11 protein-coding genes are annotated in these 16,978 nt (G+C 41.2%); 6 read left to right on the top strand and 5 right to left on the bottom strand.

All coding sequences use genetic code 11. The features are described from left to right. Window positions 1–65: 65 nt before the first annotated feature. The 6 genes from LVD17_RS28565 to LVD17_RS27350 all read left to right on the top strand — a co-directional run bounded on the left by LVD17_RS28565 (window position 66) and on the right by LVD17_RS27350 (window position 9,232). On the top strand, window positions 66–4,430 hold the full coding sequence (locus LVD17_RS28565; RefSeq protein WP_305039584.1) for a PKD domain-containing protein: 4,365 nt from the start codon (window positions 66–68) through the stop codon (window positions 4,428–4,430). Next, a complete protein-coding gene (locus LVD17_RS27330) occupies window positions 4,430–4,840 on the top strand; it encodes a hypothetical protein (RefSeq protein WP_233763467.1) in 411 nt (136 codons plus the stop codon). The genes LVD17_RS28565 and LVD17_RS27330 overlap by 1 nt, the downstream gene beginning before the upstream one ends. 46 nt (window positions 4,841–4,886) lie before the next feature. Next, complete coding sequence (locus LVD17_RS27335) at window positions 4,887–6,398, top strand: MFS transporter (RefSeq protein ID WP_233763469.1); 1,512 nt, start codon at window positions 4,887–4,889, stop codon at window positions 6,396–6,398. Window positions 6,399–6,431: 33 nt separating this feature from the next. Further along, window positions 6,432–6,890: a nuclear transport factor 2 family protein gene (locus LVD17_RS27340; protein WP_233763471.1), complete on the top strand. Its 459-nt coding sequence runs from the start codon at window positions 6,432–6,434 to the stop codon at window positions 6,888–6,890. Between the two features lie 201 nt (window positions 6,891–7,091). Continuing rightward, window positions 7,092–7,913 (top strand): OmpA family protein, encoded by an 822-nt coding sequence (locus LVD17_RS27345; protein ID WP_233763473.1) that lies wholly within the window; start codon window positions 7,092–7,094, stop codon window positions 7,911–7,913. A gap of 122 nt (window positions 7,914–8,035) precedes the next feature. Then, window positions 8,036–9,232 (top strand): aspartate aminotransferase family protein, encoded by a 1,197-nt coding sequence (locus LVD17_RS27350; protein WP_233763475.1) that lies wholly within the window; start codon window positions 8,036–8,038, stop codon window positions 9,230–9,232. 8 nt (window positions 9,233–9,240) lie between these two features. Here LVD17_RS27350 and arsC read toward each other — a convergent pair whose 3' ends face one another. The 5 genes from arsC to LVD17_RS27375 all read right to left on the bottom strand — a co-directional run bounded on the left by arsC (window position 9,241) and on the right by LVD17_RS27375 (window position 16,939). Then, window positions 9,241–9,582 (bottom strand): arsenate reductase (glutaredoxin), encoded by a 342-nt coding sequence (gene arsC, locus LVD17_RS27355; protein WP_233763477.1) that lies wholly within the window; start codon window positions 9,580–9,582, stop codon window positions 9,241–9,243. Between the two features lie 4 nt (window positions 9,583–9,586). Then, entirely contained in the window at window positions 9,587–10,129 is a 543-nt protein-coding gene (gene hslV / locus LVD17_RS27360; RefSeq protein WP_233763480.1) for an ATP-dependent protease subunit HslV, read from the bottom strand. A 126-nt stretch (window positions 10,130–10,255) separates the two neighbouring features. Beyond that, window positions 10,256–11,905 (bottom strand): pyruvate dehydrogenase complex dihydrolipoamide acetyltransferase, encoded by a 1,650-nt coding sequence (locus tag LVD17_RS27365; RefSeq protein WP_233763482.1) that lies wholly within the window; start codon window positions 11,903–11,905, stop codon window positions 10,256–10,258. Window positions 11,906–11,990: 85 nt separating this feature from the next. Next, the gene (locus LVD17_RS27370) at window positions 11,991–14,906 is read right to left on the bottom strand and encodes a TolB-like translocation protein (protein WP_233763484.1); all 2,916 of its coding nucleotides are present in this window, start codon (window positions 14,904–14,906) and stop codon (window positions 11,991–11,993) included. A gap of 71 nt (window positions 14,907–14,977) precedes the next feature. After that, a complete protein-coding gene (locus LVD17_RS27375) occupies window positions 14,978–16,939 on the bottom strand; it encodes a tetratricopeptide repeat protein (protein WP_233763486.1) in 1,962 nt (653 codons plus the stop codon). Window positions 16,940–16,978: the final 39 nt, after the last annotated feature.

Below are 16,978 nucleotides of genomic sequence, written 5' to 3' on the forward strand. Positions count from 1 at the left end.
ATATTTCATAATGTAAGGTTTTGACCAAATTTCTTGTTAAATTTGCGTTTTTTAAATCGTACATTATGAGAAGAAATCTTTACCTAGCGTTACTCGCAATTATTGCATTTGGGGCAGTTATTTACCTGAATAACAGACCCTTAGAAACCTCGGACAAAGCCTCTAAAACGGCTAAGTACAAAAGCTCCGAAGGAGAAGGGGAAGAAAAGGCCAAAGAAAAGGACCGGCCCGATTTGGCTACAGCCCATGACTTTGAAATGACTAAGTCCCCCATTCTTGGATACCCTCCTATTTCGGAGAAAATCAAGTCTTTCAGAATCACTCAAAACCTGTTGCGTAAGAAGAGCAATGCAAAAGCCATTTCAAACGTAACATGGAATGAAAGAGGACCTAACAACGTGGGAGGTCGTACCCGTGCACTTATGTATGACCCCAATGATGTTTCCGGAAAGAAAGTTTGGGCAGGCGCAGTTGCCGGGGGTATTTGGTTTATTGATGATATAACTGATGCAAATGCCGAATGGCAAAATGTTGATGATTTCATGAGTAACATTGCTATAAGCACTTTAGCATACGACCCTCAAAACACAACAACATTCTATGCAGGAACCGGGTTGATATTTACCAATGATGTAAAGGGTGGTGGTATCTGGAAAAGCACGGACAGCGGAATGACCTGGACGCACCTTACCAGCACGAGTCTGGAAACATCAAGTGACTTTGAATACACACAAAAAATAATTGTGACATCAACCTCAAAACTGGTTGTAGGCACATCATCAGGTATTCAGGTATCAACAGATGGCGGAAGTTCCTGGACTGAAACACTAAACCAGGTGATCACTGACCTGGAGATAGCAAGTGATGGAACATTATATGCCAGTAACTATGCCGGCGATATATATAAGTCGACAGACGGTGCTTCAAACTGGACCAATATTCTTACAGAAACCGGTTACAGAGTAGAGTTGGCTGTAGCCCCCTCTGACCCAAATACCGTGTATGCCGTTTCTGAGAGCCCTTCCAGTGTGAGTGTTGGATACTTCAAGAAAACCACAAACGGAGGTACCGATTGGACTGATTTGACGATACCTAAATATTCCGAACAAAATTGCTCGGCTTCTTCTTCAGACTTCACCAGGGGTCAGGCTTTTTTTGACCTAATTCTTGGAGTTTTTCCTGATGATCCAAATAAAGTTATTGTAGGTGGCATTGACCTGCACAGATCTGAAGATGGAGGGTCTACCTGGAAGCTTCTTTCCTACTGGACCGGCTCTTGCGCTGATTATGTGCACGCTGATCAGCACGCTATGCTCTTTAAAGACGAGACTACCGCATTATTTGGTAATGATGGCGGTGTCTACTATTCAGATAATCTGGATGCTGAAACTCCTGAATTTCATCAGAGAATCAATGGCTACAATACTGCCCTCTTTTATTCATGTGCTGCCACTAACGTTGAATTATCCAATACATACCTGGCAGGAGCACAGGATAATGGAACGAGTATGTTTAAGAACCTAGGCATAAACTCAACCCTGGAGGTGACCGGCGGAGATGGTGCTTTTGTGTTTATAGATCAGGATAATCCGTCAGTATTGATATCAAGCTATGTGTATAATAATTATTACAGGTCTCTTGATGGAGGTATAACATTCCCTCAGGTGGCTTCTGACAACAACTCAACGGGTAGATTCATCAACCCTGCGGATTATGATGATGAAGCAAACATTCTATATGCAGCTGGTAATAGCAATTCCCTCATAGCATATGAAAATATGGCTGGCACTTCAGTCAGTAAAGTTACCAAAACTGTTGAAATAGGCGGACGAGAAATATCTCATATCAGCGTATCGCCATATACCAGTAATAAAATTTTTGTTGGCAATGACAGAGGAGGGGTATACAGTATTGCTTCGGCCAACAGTTCGCCTGTAGTAACTGAAATAGATGGGAATGCTTTGCCTGAAGGGTATGTTTCATGTATCGAAATCGGTGAGTCTGATAATCATTTATTGGTTATACTTTCTAATTATGATGTAAATTCTGTGTGGGAAACCAAGAACGGTGGTCAGACATGGGTAAGCAAAGAAGGAAATTTACCAAACATGCCAATCAGGTGGGCCCTGTTTAATCCGGATAACAGAAAGCAAGTATTGGTAGCAACAGAGTTTGGAATTTGGTCTACTGATGATATAACAGCGTCCAGCCCGGAGTGGGAACCTACCGTAGAAGGCCTCGCCAACGTGAAGTGTAATATGCTTCAATACAGAGAGGCTGACCAACAGGTAATCGTTGCAACGTTTGGACGAGGACTGTTTACTACCAATGTATTCAGCAAAAACACATATGTTGACTTTCAGGCCAGTAATACATTTACATATATTGGAAAAGACATCACCTTTAACAACTACACCACTGGCAATGCTGCCGATTATTTGTGGGACTTTGGAGATGGTAACACCAGCACGGAAGGTAGCCCGACACATAGCTATAGCGCCCCGGGAACATACACCGTTAGGCTACTGGCTAACTCAGGTGCAAATCAGAATGTCAAAACAAACTATATTACCATACTTCCCAATAGAGAAGGTGACTACTCACTGGCAGAAGGCGGAAATTTTGATGCCTTTTCCGCAGATTTTGTAGCTCGTAATCTACAGGGCACTTCTTTTGAGCGCGGTAATTCCTCAGTGACTGGCAAAAATGGTACGGCAAGTGGAGCGTTTGCATGGGTTACCGGCTTAACAGAAGCCGAATACTCAGACAATTCCACAGCATACCTGTATACACCTCATTTTGACCTTTCAACTGCGGGTACTTACGACTTATCTTTCAAAACAAAATATCAATTTGAAGATGAGTGGGATGGTTTCATAGTTGAATATACTACTAATGGCGGAGACTCCTGGACTAAACTAAATGATACCCAGGAAGCAGGCTGGTATACAACAATTTCAGACCCACAATCAGTGTTTGGAAGTGAAGTTCCTATTTTTAGTGGAAATACCGGAGGCAGCTTTGTAACCATGAATACTGATGTGTCATCATTAAGTGGAAGTGGTTATGTAGGTTTCAGGTTTGCATTTAAAACTGACGCTGCTACTGTCGATGTAGGTATGGCCATTGATGATTTTGTTTTGAGCGGCCCTCAAACTAATGCAATTCCTGATTTTACCCGCAATCCTGCAGGTTCAGGTCTTTGTGAAAATTCAACAATTACCTTCTATGATAACTCTCAGGGATCAATTTCGTCATACTCCTGGGATTTTGGCTCCGGAGCTTCTCCGGCAACTGCCACAGGTAGAGGCCCTCATGAAGTAACCTACGCTACATCAGGAACTAAGGATGTAAGCCTGACTGTTCAGGGAGAGCTAAATGGCGCGCAGGTTGAAACTAAAAATGCATATATCTCTATTGCAACGAACACTGTTCAGGAAAAAACAGTTACCGCAGGCAGCGCAGATTTATGTATGAATGAAATAGGTTTGGTAATCGTCAATGACAGCGACGCAGGCTATACATATCAACTTTTTAATGCTACAGACAACTCTCCTGCTGGCCCTAAAACTGAAGGAAACGGGGCTAATCTGGAGTTAGAAACTGGCATTTTGCTTGAACCAACGACATTCTATGTTGAGGTAAAAGATCTGAACTCTTCTTGTTCTGCAATTCTTTCTGATCAGCCGGAAGTAAACGTATTACCACCGACCTTCAGAGAAGTAACATTGGAAGATGCCAATATATGTGCTGAAAATTCTATCAATATTACAGTTGAGAATTCGGAAGCCGGAGTAGTTTACAGGATCTTTAATGTAACCACTTCTGAAGTTTTCAGTGATGACTTTACAGGAAACGGAGAAAACTTAGTTCTTACGTCTTATCCTGTGACCGACACTATTGATATTGAGGTAACAGGAGAACTGGGTAGCTGTAATGTTTCTTTCACGTCAATTAAAATTGAACCAAGAGCTATACCCGAATCTACTATAACTGAAAGCGGAGGTGTTCTGGCTGCATCAGAAGGAGAAAGCTACCAATGGTACCTGAATGGCAAAATAATCCTGGGAGCAAACAAGAAAACTTACTCTCCTCGTGAGTTGGGTGACTACACTGTTAAAATAACCTCAAATGGATGTTCAGTCGTTTCTGAGCCTTACAGCGCTACTGTACTTGGCCTGGAAGACCTGCTCAAATCTGGCGACCTGAATGTATTCCCTAATCCTACTTCGGGTGTATTGAACATTAAGCAAGATGGCAGATTTAACAGGATGACCATTTATAACCTCATGGGACAGGTGGTTCTGACTAAGGATATCATTTTCCACAATGAAGTAGTTACACTTTCTTTCTTACAACCAGGTCAGTATATATTAGAGCTGACAGGAAAATCAGAAAGTGTTAAAGTGAATATTCAGAAACATAGATAATGAAGATCATAAACAGCTTAATCATATTTGGACTTGTGTTTTCCCTGGCTTGTGTCAATGGGAAAACACAATCTTCAAATTACAAATCAGTATCTGAGGAGAAGCTTAGTGGCAAAATTGAACACATTTTCAGTCCTGATTCTTCATACGTACTTAGTTATGTGGAGACTAAAGGAACGGCCAAACAGCCTCAGAATAACATTAAGTATATTGTACATGAGCTCAAAACTGACCAGGTAGTATATGAAGATGCTCTGGATAATGGTTCTGTAAGCTTTTATAACGACCATGCAATTAAGATTGTTTTGATTCCCGGAATTATGCGGGAGAGTCAGAGCCAGGACGATTTTACTTATGTGTACGATTTAAAAACCAGGGAAAAGAAAACTCTGACTGAACTAAAAAATTAAAATAAAAAGAGCGTCGAAAGGCGCTCTTTTTTAGTAATATCGCTTAATGCTATCTAAAACTCAGCAAAAAGCAACCCTCATTGCAACTATTCTGGCCTCAAGCATGGCTTTTATAGATTCTACTGCACTTAATGTAGCTCTCCCTGCCTTACAAAGCGATCTCAATATGAAAGGATCCTCCCTCCTATGGGTAATTAACAGCTATGCGCTGTTATTATCTGCATTGCTTCTCACGGGAGGCTCTATGGGTGACCGATACGGACGAAAAAAGATTTTCATAACAGGTATTTCTATATTCTCGGTAGCCTCGATACTCTGCGGGCTATCATCGTCAGCCATGATGCTGATCCTGTCACGAAGTCTGCAAGGGATTGGCGGTGCCTTAATGGTGCCCGGAAGCCTATCGATAATCTCTGCTCTATTCCCCAAGGATACGCGGGGTAAAGCAATCGGAACATGGTCTATGTTTAGTGCTATGACGACCGTGTTCGGTCCGGCACTCGGCGGCTGGCTAGCAGGCATGGGGCTTTGGAGACTGGTATTCTTTATCAATATTCCATTAGCCATTATTACATTGTTCTTTTTAAGAAATGTCCCCGAAAATAAAGATCCTGATGCTAAAAAAACTGATAGGCCAGGAGCTCTTTTAGCCACACTGTCATTAGCTGGTCTGACCTATGGATTCATCGAAGCACCAAACCATGGTTTCAGTAACCCCCAGATTTACATCACGCTGACAGCAGGAATCGTTTTACTTTTTGCATTTATACTTCGTGAAAAGAAGACAAACAGTCCAATGATGCCCTTGTCTCTGTTCAAATCCAAAACTTTCGGCAGCACCAATGCAGTCACTCTATTTATCTATGCTGCATTGGGAGGCTTTTTGTTCTTTTTTCCTTTAAACCTGATCCAGGTTCAGGGCTACCCTGCTGAGATAGCCGGATTGGTTATGCTACCATTCGGTCTGCTAATAGCTTTTCTATCAAGATGGTCCGGACAGCTAGCTGATAAATTTGGAGCCAGACCGCTGGTAGTTGTTGGATCAATGCTTAATGCCATAGGTTTCTTTTTGTTTTCTTTACCAGGGCTTACAGCAGGCCCTTCGGATTTCTGGGTTACTTTTTTTCCTGCCATACTTACTATAGGCGTGGGCATGGGGTTAACGGTTGCTCCTCTGACTACAGCAGTGATGAATGCAGTGCCTCAAAATAAAACCGGATCAGCTTCGGGTATAAATAATACTATTGCCAGAACAGCAGGTGTACTCGCCATTGCCATTATGGGTGCTTTTGGAGTTATTACCTTTAAAGCCAGCTTTCAGGAGAACACCAGGCATTTAGAACTCTCTGAGAGTCTTCAAAAAGACTTAAATAAAGAAATCAATAAGCTTGCTGAAGCGCAACCTCCCGAAGGTACAACCAACGAGCAAAAGCAAGATATTAATATGGCAATTAAGCTGTCATTCGTAGAAACTTTCAGGCAATCAGCGCTTATAGCAAGTATCTTAGCAGGGTTAAGCGTTTTTACAGCTTATGCCTTTATCACTAAAAAGTACTAAATTAAGATCAACAGAAATAAACTTATCCCCCATATGAAAAAAATCATCATTATTATTCTTCTAGGTTTTTCGCTCACGGTACAGGCACAAGAGAAAGAACCTGTTAATAACTTTCTGGATCATTGGCACAAAGCTGCTGCAGAAGCCAATGCCGACATCTTCTTTGGCAGCATAGCAGAAGATGGTATTTATATTGGAACTGATGCAACCGAACGATGGGATAAGGAATCCTTTTGGGCTTTCTCAAAGCCATATTTTGAAAGAGGAAAAGCCTGGGATTTCAAACCCTACGACCGGCAGCTACACTTTTCCAAAGATGGAAAAATAGCCTGGTTCTCTGAGCTACTGGAAACGTGGATGGGAGTATGCCGGGGATCAGGAGTTTTGCGGAAGTCAAAAGATGGCTGGAAAATCATGCAATATCACTTGTCAGTAACTGTGCCTAATGAAGATATTCAGGACTTTATTCAGTTAATTAACCAAGAAAAATAATTACAGGGAGATTCAGGTAAAAACTTACATTCGACATCAAACTTCTTCTATCCTTACAATCTTAAAAAAACACCATTTTACTGGTTACAATTTAAGTTTTATTTGTATATTATACTGAACAGCGTGTAATATTCATTTTTTTGAATTGACATCTTAATGAAAATATTACAAATTGCCTTTATAGCAAAAAAGTAGATCAAAATGTGTGTTGTAGAGTTGGTCAGGTTAAGGGTTATTTGCTTTGGTTTATTCTTATTGCTTCTGGCTTTTTCGCCAGATGTAGATGGACAGAGAAAGAAAAGTAAACACACCAAAGCATTTTATAAGAATCGTTATACCCCTGCAAAGAAAGCAGATAAGCAATGTTTTCAGTTATTCAAAAAGAAGTACAATAAACCTAAGCATAAGGATAATCAGTCTTTTCTGGCCTCATTATTTGGCACTCCTAAATCCAAATCAAAACCAATGGCAGAAGTTGATCCCGATGATACGCCACCACCCATAAAGCCAAAACCACAACCTGTAGTAAAAAAAGAACCTGAAGAGAAGCCTTTCGAAGAACAAACCATTGCTGAGAAACATGCTAAGGAGGATCAGGTATTGGAAAGAAACAACATCCCAAAACCTACGTCAGCAAAGCATGAAGAGATTAGAAAAAAGGTAGAAAGAAGCCTTCAGAATCACAAAGATGGCGAACCAATAGAACTCGATCCGCTATACTTCATTTTCGATGATGCAGAGTTTTCTGTGGTTGATATGGAGCCGTTTTTAGTGGCAGTAGAATATGCACTTCAAGGTAGAATGATCCTCATAGAAGGACATACCGATAGCCATGGCCGGGATGAATACAACGTGAAGCTTTCTATACAAAGGGTTGAAAAAATCAGGGAGCTCATGCATGACATGGGGGTTCCTGATGACAGGATCTCGGTGGTTGGCTATGGTGAAGAAAAATCTGAACACGATAACACCACGGTAGAAGGGCGTCAGAAAAACAGAAGGGTTGACTTCAAAGTATTCTAGGTACTTTGTCGAATATGCAGTGCTTTTCATGCAATAATTATCATCTTTCAACGCTTAATAAAGAATAAGTAATTTCATGTCTATGGCTGACTTATATTGTTAAGATGATTTAGCTTTACATTATGAATTTCAGTCATTCGGTCTTCCTTAAACATATTGCTCAAACTACAGGACACCCATTCTTAATAGACGTTGAACGAGCCGAAGGGCTTTATCTCTACAGCCCTGATGGCAAACGTTATATGGATCTAATTTCCGGAGTAGGTGTAAGCAATATTGGGCACAGGCATCCTTACGTTGTAAACGCCATCAAAGAGCAGCTGGATAAACACCTGCATGTAATGGTGTATGGTGAGTTTGTCCAATCTTCACCTAACGAATTGGCAGAAAAACTGACGAAGTTGTTACCTGACAATTTGAATTGCTGCTATTTTACTAACAGTGGCACCGAGGCCAACGAAGGCGCCTTAAAACTAGCCAAGCGGTATACAGGAAGGACCGAGATCATCACTTGTCGAAGATCTTACCACGGAAGCACTCATGGCTCTTTAAGTGTGTCTGGAAATGAGGTGAAAAAATATGCTTTCAGGCCGTTATTGCCGGAAGTAAGGTTTATAGACTTCAATAGTATCACTGATCTGGATAACATCACTACTAAAACAGCTTGTGTTATTATAGAAACTATTCAAGGAGACGCGGGGGTAAGGATTCCGTCTGCCAAGTACATGCAGGCTTTAAGAGCAAAATGCAACGAAACAGGTACTCTCCTTATTTTCGATGAAATACAAACCGGGATCGGCAGAACCGGGAAGTTATTTGCATTTGAGCATTTTGATGTTGTTCCCGATATACTAACTTCTGCCAAAGCTCTCGGGGGAGGTTTGCCAATTGGCACGTTCGTTTCATCTTACGAAATTATGCAGTGCCTGACACATAACCCAATGCTAGGCCATATCACCACTTTTGGAGGGAATCCGGTGTGCTGTGCCGCTGCACTCGCTACCCTCAATGTTATTGAAGATGAGGGGCTGCTCGATAACGTTGACGGCAAAGGACTGCTTTTCGAGCAGCTACTTCAACATGAAAGGATCAAAGAGATCAGGCGTAAGGGACTTCTCTTTGCGTTTGAGTTTGAAACCAGTGAGGAGGTAGCATTCATAGTACAGGAGTGCTTAAAAAATGGGGTCATCTGTTTTTGGTTCCTATCCTGCCCCAACAGCTTCAGAATTGCACCTCCTATAAACATCTCAAATGACGAGATACAGGAAGCATGTAAAATTATAATTGATGCTATAAATCAACTGGATAACCACCACTAAAGAGATGGTCAGAGCAAATCTTTTACATTTTCGGGAGGACGGCCTATAACAGCGGTATCACCTTTGACCACTATGGGCCTTTCAATCAGAATGGGGTTTTCTTCCATGGCATCTATCCATTCATCATCAGTAAGGCTCTTACCTTTATATTTCTCTTTGTATACAGTCTCACCCTTTCTTATTAAATCCTCAGGTTTAATACCAAGCTTTTCTACAATACGCTTTAAATCTCCCTTCGCCGGAGGTGTCTTCAGGTATTCGACTACCTCCACCATGGCCCCTGAGTCCTCAATAATATTTAAAGTCTCGCGGCTTTTACGGCATCTGGGATTATGATATATGGTCAGCATAATTTTAATCTTTTATGGTTTCAATTACCAGATTATGATTGGTATAGATACAGATATCAGCGGCTATATTTAAGCTCTCTCTTACAATATCCTCAGCGGACAGACCTTGTGCATGCTTTTTCAGGGCCAGAGCGGCAGATTGAGCATACATAGCTCCTGATCCTATAGCAGCAATGTTATTATCGGGTTCAAGTACATCGCCTGTTCCGGAAACTACCAGTACTTCGCTCTTGTCGGCAGTGATTAGCATGGCTTCAAGTTTCCTGAGGTAGCGATCCGTACGCCAGTCCTTAGCCAGCTCAATAGCCGCTCGTTTCATATTGCCTCCATAACTATTCAGCTTCTCGTCAAATCTTTCAAGAAGAGTAAAGGCATCTGCAGTAGATCCGGCAAAACCAGTGACTATCTTGCCGTCCTGAAGTTTTCTGATCTTTTTTACGTTACTTTTAGCAACGTAGTTACCCATTGTGGCTTGCCCGTCAGCACCTATTGCTACTTCTCCATTATGTATAACCGCTAATACGGTTGTTGATCTTACTTTAGTCATTCCCATTTTAGTGTGTTATTTAATATCAGCTCCCAGATACACAAGAGTATGAGATACTGTTTATATTAAACAATATACCCTGACAATTAAACAAAATTGTCAGGGTATATTGTTTTATCTTCTTTATTAAACCAGTATTCTCACCGGGTTTTCTAACAACCCTTTAAGAGTTTGAAGGAAAGCAGCTCCCAAGGCTCCGTCCACTACTCGGTGGTCTGAGGACAGTGTTACTTTCATGACATTACCAGGTACAAGCTGACCATTTTTAACAATAGCAGTTTCTTTTATACCTCCAACTGCTAAAATGCATGAATCTGGCGGATTGATAATAGCAGTAAATTCTTCAACCCCAAACATTCCAAGATTAGAAATAGTAAACGTATTGCCCTCCCAATCTGATGGTTGCAGCTTTTTGCTGTGCGCTTTTTCTGCCAGTTGTTTAACTTCAGCAGAAATATGCGACAAAGATTTATTGTCAGCAAATCTCACTACCGGAACCAAAAGTCCCTCGTCAACTGCAACTGCAACACCAATATGGATGTGTTTGTTATACCTGATCTTATCTCCAAGCCACGATGAGTTCACTTTGGGGTGCTGTCTCAATGCAGCCGCAACGGCTTTAATAACAATATCATTAAAGCTAATCTTAACCGGAGAGAATTCATTCATGGATTTTCTGGCCTCTATAGCCTTATCCATGTTGATCTCCATGGTGATATAAAAGTGAGGTGCGGTAAACTTGCTCTCTGAAAGTCTCTTTCCGATGGTCTTTCTCATCTGAGAAACATTCACCTCTTCGTAGCTTTCCTCTCCTACAACCTGAGGTATATTGAAAGATGTTCCTTTTTCCTCAGCAGCCTTCTGCACCACCTCAGTAGCGGGCGTGTATTCCTCAACGTCTCGTTTTACAATACGCCCGTTGTCACCGGAACCTTTAATTTTTGAAATATCATAGCCTTTTTCTTCTGCCATTTTTTTGGCTAGCGGAGAGGCCTTCACTCTGCCTTCCCCGGTGGTAGAAGGAGTTTTTGTATCTCTGGTATCATCCTCCTTTTCCGAGGCCGAAGGAGCAGATTTTGTTTCTTTTTTCTCTTTTTTATCTTCGGCTCCTCCACCTGATTTTTGCTTTGCCTTATGGGATTTTAACAGCTTTTCAAAATCAGCTCCTTTCTCACCGATTATAGCCATTACTCCATCTACCTCAACTGAATCACCCTCTTTTACTCCTATATACAGAAGTGTGCCCTCTTCATAGGCTTCCAGTTCCATAGTGGCTTTGTCTGTCTCCACCTCAGCAAGTATATCTCCTGCCTGTACCTGGTCTCCCTCTTTCTTCAACCATGAGGCAATTGTACCTTCAGTCATGGTATCGCTCATTTTAGGCATGGTGATCAGGGTAGCATTTACGTCAGAAGCATCTACCTCCTCTGTTTCATCATCATCAGTAGCAGCAGCTTCCTTCTTTTCTTCTTTTTTGTCAGCTCCATTGTCCTTTGTTCCGCTCTGAGCCTCCTTAAGCAGCTCGCTGATATCTTCTCCCTCCTCGCCTATTATGGCAATAACACCATCAACAGGCACTGACTCCTTTTCCTTCACACCTATATGCAATAGCGTACCGTCTTCATAAGACTCCAGCTCCATAGTAGCCTTATCTGTTTCTACTTCTGCTAATATATCACCGGATTTGATCTTGTCTCCTTCTTTAACCAGCCATGACGCGATAACACCTTCTTCCATGGTATCGCTCATTTTAGGCATACGTATTACTTCAGCCATAAGTGTGTATTAAAAATTTAGTTGTCAAAAATAGGTCTTAATATCCCTTTATTCAAATAATGTGTTTCTAAAAATTATGTTCTTCCTAAAAGCTGATATTTGAAATCAGGAATTCAAATTTACTACCTCCTGATTTAAAATTATTAGGTTCGGCATAAGAAAATCTAAATCCTATTGCCACATCTGCCGGAAAACGCAAAAAATTCGTATCGAAAAGCATATCCACTCCTATTGACTGGTAGGTATCGTCGCGTTGCAACCGTACGCGCTGAGCCTGATTGACAAGGTCAATTTCTGAGTACCCATAATCATAAAACAGGTTTGCCCTTATCCTTTTCAGGTTTAAAACAGGTCCCAGGGCGATGTCAGGGCACCATAGCGGGAGGGTGTAATTAACGGATGCTGAAAAAAAGTCTTCCCATGTGCTATGCGAATACCCTCTTGGTAACGGAATCTGGTTTGATAAAAGATATGTATCATTACTCAGTGTATCCAGCTTCCACGACTTGTGCTGATATGCTCCGCGAACGTAAAAGGAATGATGCTTAAATATTCCGGGAAAGTACAAAGTTCCGCGCAACGCCAGCTGGCCGGCATCATAGGCACCTCCAAACGGAGAGCTGGTGTGGCTTGCAGAAAAAGACTGCCCCCACCTGCTGTTGATATCTCTGCTGCTTTGCTTTAACAGGTTATAGAAACTTACAGTCGCTTCATTGGTATACAAATTGCCATTGCCCTGCTGATCAAGAAATCTAAAATTTTGATTGAAGTTTTCCACTTTGGTAATTCCTACCTCGTTTTCAATAGATAACTCCCTGTGATATTTAGATTTCGTCAATAATAACGGTAACCTCAAACCAACGTCCACAGAAGTTTCGTCCCAGTTAAATGTTACATCTTCATCCTCATTATTTTCATTTGTGACAGCCTCTACTGTCGAACGTGAGCCCTTCGAAACCTGTATATCAATAATCGGGTACAGTCCCTGATAGCTAACATTGACATATCCAAAGCCTGTCTCTTCAACCTCATCGTATTGGTAGCCAAGTGAGATGGCTGTAGTACTTAATACATCTTGTGAAAACACTCCAAACCTGGCACTGTTGAGATCAGTGCTGGCATACGGCCCCCAGCTATGGATATTAATAAGGTGACCGATCCGACTGTATTTCCTTTCAGGATACTCCGTATCAGGTACATTACTCAGGATATCTTCATGCCCCTCCTGCTCCACCAAAGGCTGGTAGTATTTTACAGGCTGATCTTTTATTTCAGAAAATGCTTTCCAGTCTGACTTATTCAATGGAATCTTAACTACGTCAAGTCCATTGACTGTATGTTCATTGTAGTATATAAAATCACCATCATTCGAAATCTCCGGATTGTAAGCACCATACTTACTGACAGTTACCTGGTAGCGTTTTCCGGTTTCCATATCAAGCATATAGATATTATCAATACCACTTACCGGAGAGTTAAAAAAAAGCATATTTTTATATAATACCGGATGTCCTATATTTTCATGGCTCTCTTGTATAAGCGTATGTTCAAGCCCCGAATCAACATCAAACGTCACAACCGACCGACCCTCCTCTGTTGTTTTCAATGTCACAATTTGCTTTCCATCTGCCGACCACCTGGCCATAGAATAGAATTGGTTTTCCGAATTATCAAAACGTTTAATCTCTTTGCCAGTGTCATAGTCCAGGATCACCAGATAAGTATTCTGGTCTTCTGTAGTTAAAACTGTGGCTATACGGCTGGCATCAGGGGAAATAGCTGCACCTCCATATCTACTTTTATCTGTAATTATTTTTACCCTATTTGTTTCAAAGTCATATGATTTGATAACGGAATACGTCCGGACTCTCCAGCGCGGGTCAAAGTGTATCTCATTCCAGACTACTTTATTTTGGGAAGCAGAGAGCATACCACTTTCATTCATAATACCGGGAACGAATGTTTTCTCATCCTCCTTGCCAGGTTTCAGGTAAACAAATTGTTGAATGTCGCCAATGCCTGATTTCAAGGCAATCAACTTTCCGTTCTCCAGTTGCTGGGGATAGCTGTAATCGGTAAAAGCACTTGATTTTCTTTCGGTTATAGCTTCATATGGAGTAACATTAAGCCCATTCAGTTGCCCTGTCCACACACTGTCCAGTTCATCCATCATCATTTCATAGTTTTCTACCAAATATGTATCTGTATGTTTTTTCAAGGCATTTGAAAACGTAAAAGGTATGAATGGCCATGAGAATGCACTATTTGAAACTTTCTCCCATATTTCGGGATCATTGGTTCTTCTTCTTAAATGGGCAATAAAGTGATAACCTAACACATAGTGATTGGGCACATAGTCTTTGTATGATCTCAGGTGTTGTTTATGGTAGTTAAACCGCTTACCTTCAAGCAAATTGGCCCTGAATACTCTGTTAAATGATGGTATCCTGCCTCTCCCACTGTGGGTGAAACTTGTTTCTATGGCTGTGGCATCACCCTCCCAAAACCAGGGAGGTGCAGCTGAAAATGCCATGCCTGCCTGTGTATTTTCCCCGAAAAGGTAATAGAAAAATTTATTCCACCCGGTCTTGCTTTGCTCAAACTGTACAATGTGGCGGTATTCGTGAACGGCAAGCAGATCCAACCAGCGGTTTGTGCCTGTAAAGTTATAATCTTGTGGTGGCATACTATAGAACTCCGACCGCCTTGGACCAAGGGTAACAAAACCATTGGAAATGGAGTTTTGATTTTGCAGGATCATTGAAATTTTCGGAGGAACTGTTTCCCCCATCGTCTCTGATTCGGCAGCTCTCAAATGCTCCAGTGTATTTGCTATTCGATGCGCCTCCCTACTGAATCCCTCAGGAAAAATGATACGAAATCCGGGTGTATTGATCTGCCTCCACTTCAGGGCCGGCGGATTGTTATTCAAAATCCTCTCCTGACCATATGAAACAAAAGTGGTAATGGCCAAAATAAAGAAACATAAATACTTTTGCATAAACTAGCCTATTCTCCGCCCCTAAAATAGACATATTTTAAGAAAAGAAGTATTTATGATGATAAAGGTGACTAGTGTAAGTTGGGCAATAATACCATAAATGACGTACCTATCTTTTTTTCGCTGTCAAGCTCTATTTTTCCTCTCAGTTTCTGGACTATGTTTTTGGTAACATACAGGCCCAATCCTGATCCGGTGGAAAGCTCCTCTCCACGAAAGAACATATCATAAACACGCTTTTGAAATGCTTTGTCGATGCCTACACCGTTGTCACTAACTTTTAGTTTGCATTCGTATTCATTGCTCTCAACCGCAATTTTAATCCAGGATCCCTCGGCTTTATGAAGGTCTCGAAATGTAATAGCATTGGAAATGAGGTTATTGATAACTATTTTAACCCTTTCTTTATCCGAATAGAATATTGCTTTTTGGTCAAGATTAATTTGTATATCGATTTCATCATACCCGTTTTTGTAGGTAGTTACAGCATCATTGATCAACCCTTCAAAATCGATTCGCTCTCTGACAACTCTCAGGTTCTCATTTTTAGAAATATCGGCAATATCTCTGATCACTTTTTCCTGTTTACGTATAGTGCCTTCTATCATTTTAAAATAAGGCACCTGCTCAGGAGTAGCTGTTCTGGACACCAGGTTGGTTATACCTAAAATTGTGGCAATTGGCGCCTTAAGATCATGGCTGGTCCGGTAGATTAGCTCCTCCATTTCATTATTGAGCTTTTCTATCTTTAGTTGTCGCTCCAGAAGCAATCCCTTTGCGGTACGTTGCTTTAGCTGGTGGTATACAAAAATAAAGACGGAGATCAACAATAAAATAATCACACCACCTACCAACAGGTACAGCCAGGCTTTCTGCTCTTCGATCCTTGCCAGATTAATCAGGTTTTCCTGTTCTTTTTCAAAAAGTACTTCCTGTTTCTCCTTATCGTATTGATATTGCATTTCCAGCCGGGCCAATTCACTAACTCTCAGGCTCTTATTTATATCATCGCTTAGTTCTTTAAAATACTGATAATAAACCAGAGCCTGCTCGTAGTTGCCCTTTGACTGATAAATACGGCTCAACAGCTCCGCAGCTTCAGACTCATTAGAGATACTTCCAACTGTACGACCTTGCTCCACCCCCTTCTTAAGGTGGGCAATGGCTGAATTACTATCATTCATTTTAAAGTAGGTAATACCTATGCTATTACTAATAATAGCCTCCGCACGTTTATTGTCAATCTCTTCAAGTAATTTTTGAGCTATAAAGTAATTTTTCAGTGCCCGTTCGTAATGTCCTTGTCTGTAATAAAGCTCACCCAGAGAATGGATTGCTCTGGCCTGTGAGTTGACATCGTGCTCTTCAACAGCAAGACCCCGGGATAAGTGGAAGTATACTTCGGCTGAATCGTAACGGTCAAAATCTCTGTAGAGTTTTCCCATTTGATTGTATACCACCGCAAGTTTTGAAAAATTATCGGATCCAGAGGCCAGCTTTTGAGCTCTTTCATAATAAAAAACAGCTTCTTCGAAATTCCTTAGGATGCCATACGTGCTTCCCAGTGATATATATGAATCTATCATACCCGGCTCATAATTGATCCTTTGGCTTAATTCCAAACTTTCCAGGTGTTCCTCCAGATATTTATCATATTCCCCTATACCCCAAAAAATTATACCTCGCTCATTAATTGCCCTGATCATACCTTTAAAATCCTTAAGCGACTCATACTCTGCCATGCTTTTTTCAAGATGCTCAAGGGCTTCCCTGTATTGATTTTGCCTGCCAAGTACAGCACCCATAATCAATTGAGATAATGCACCTCCTTCTCTGTAGTTGAGTTTATCTGATAGAGAGTCGGCCGTCATTGCCAAAGCTAATGCATCACTAAGCTGGTAAGAATCTGAGTATTGTATAGCCAGATTATTCAACGAATCTATTGTATCAGCTTCCGCAGAAAGATGCCCTCCAAGCAAGCTTGTACTCAGAAGAAAAAAGAAACTACAAAAGGTGCTATTCAGATAAGTCATGAAAAGTCTTGTCTAAATACAAATCTTCAAATAATAACC

It is taken from the genome of Fulvivirga ulvae (assembly GCF_021389975.1).
GTDB classification, from domain to species: Bacteria; Bacteroidota; Bacteroidia; order Cytophagales; family Cyclobacteriaceae; genus Fulvivirga; species Fulvivirga ulvae.

Excerpts from the sequence above, each read along its gene's own strand:
- hslV (WP_233763480.1), bottom strand. The coding sequence starts at position 10,129 with ATGACTAAAGTAAGATCAACAACCGTATTAGCGGTTATACATAATGGA.
- LVD17_RS27330 (WP_233763467.1), top strand. The coding sequence starts at position 4,430 with ATGAAGATCATAAACAGCTTAATCATATTTGGACTTGTGTTTTCCCTG.
- LVD17_RS27340 (WP_233763471.1), top strand. The coding sequence starts at position 6,432 with ATGAAAAAAATCATCATTATTATTCTTCTAGGTTTTTCGCTCACGGTA.
- LVD17_RS27365 (WP_233763482.1), bottom strand. The coding sequence starts at position 11,905 with ATGGCTGAAGTAATACGTATGCCTAAAATGAGCGATACCATGGAAGAA.
- LVD17_RS27375 (WP_233763486.1), bottom strand. The coding sequence starts at position 16,939 with ATGACTTATCTGAATAGCACCTTTTGTAGTTTCTTTTTTCTTCTGAGT.
- LVD17_RS27350 (WP_233763475.1), top strand. The coding sequence starts at position 8,036 with ATGAATTTCAGTCATTCGGTCTTCCTTAAACATATTGCTCAAACTACA.
- arsC (WP_233763477.1), bottom strand. The coding sequence starts at position 9,582 with ATGCTGACCATATATCATAATCCCAGATGCCGTAAAAGCCGCGAGACT.
- LVD17_RS27345 (WP_233763473.1), top strand. The coding sequence starts at position 7,092 with ATGTGTGTTGTAGAGTTGGTCAGGTTAAGGGTTATTTGCTTTGGTTTA.
- LVD17_RS28565 (WP_305039584.1), top strand. The coding sequence starts at position 66 with ATGAGAAGAAATCTTTACCTAGCGTTACTCGCAATTATTGCATTTGGG.
- LVD17_RS27370 (WP_233763484.1), bottom strand. The coding sequence starts at position 14,906 with ATGCAAAAGTATTTATGTTTCTTTATTTTGGCCATTACCACTTTTGTT.
- LVD17_RS27335 (WP_233763469.1), top strand. The coding sequence starts at position 4,887 with ATGCTATCTAAAACTCAGCAAAAAGCAACCCTCATTGCAACTATTCTG.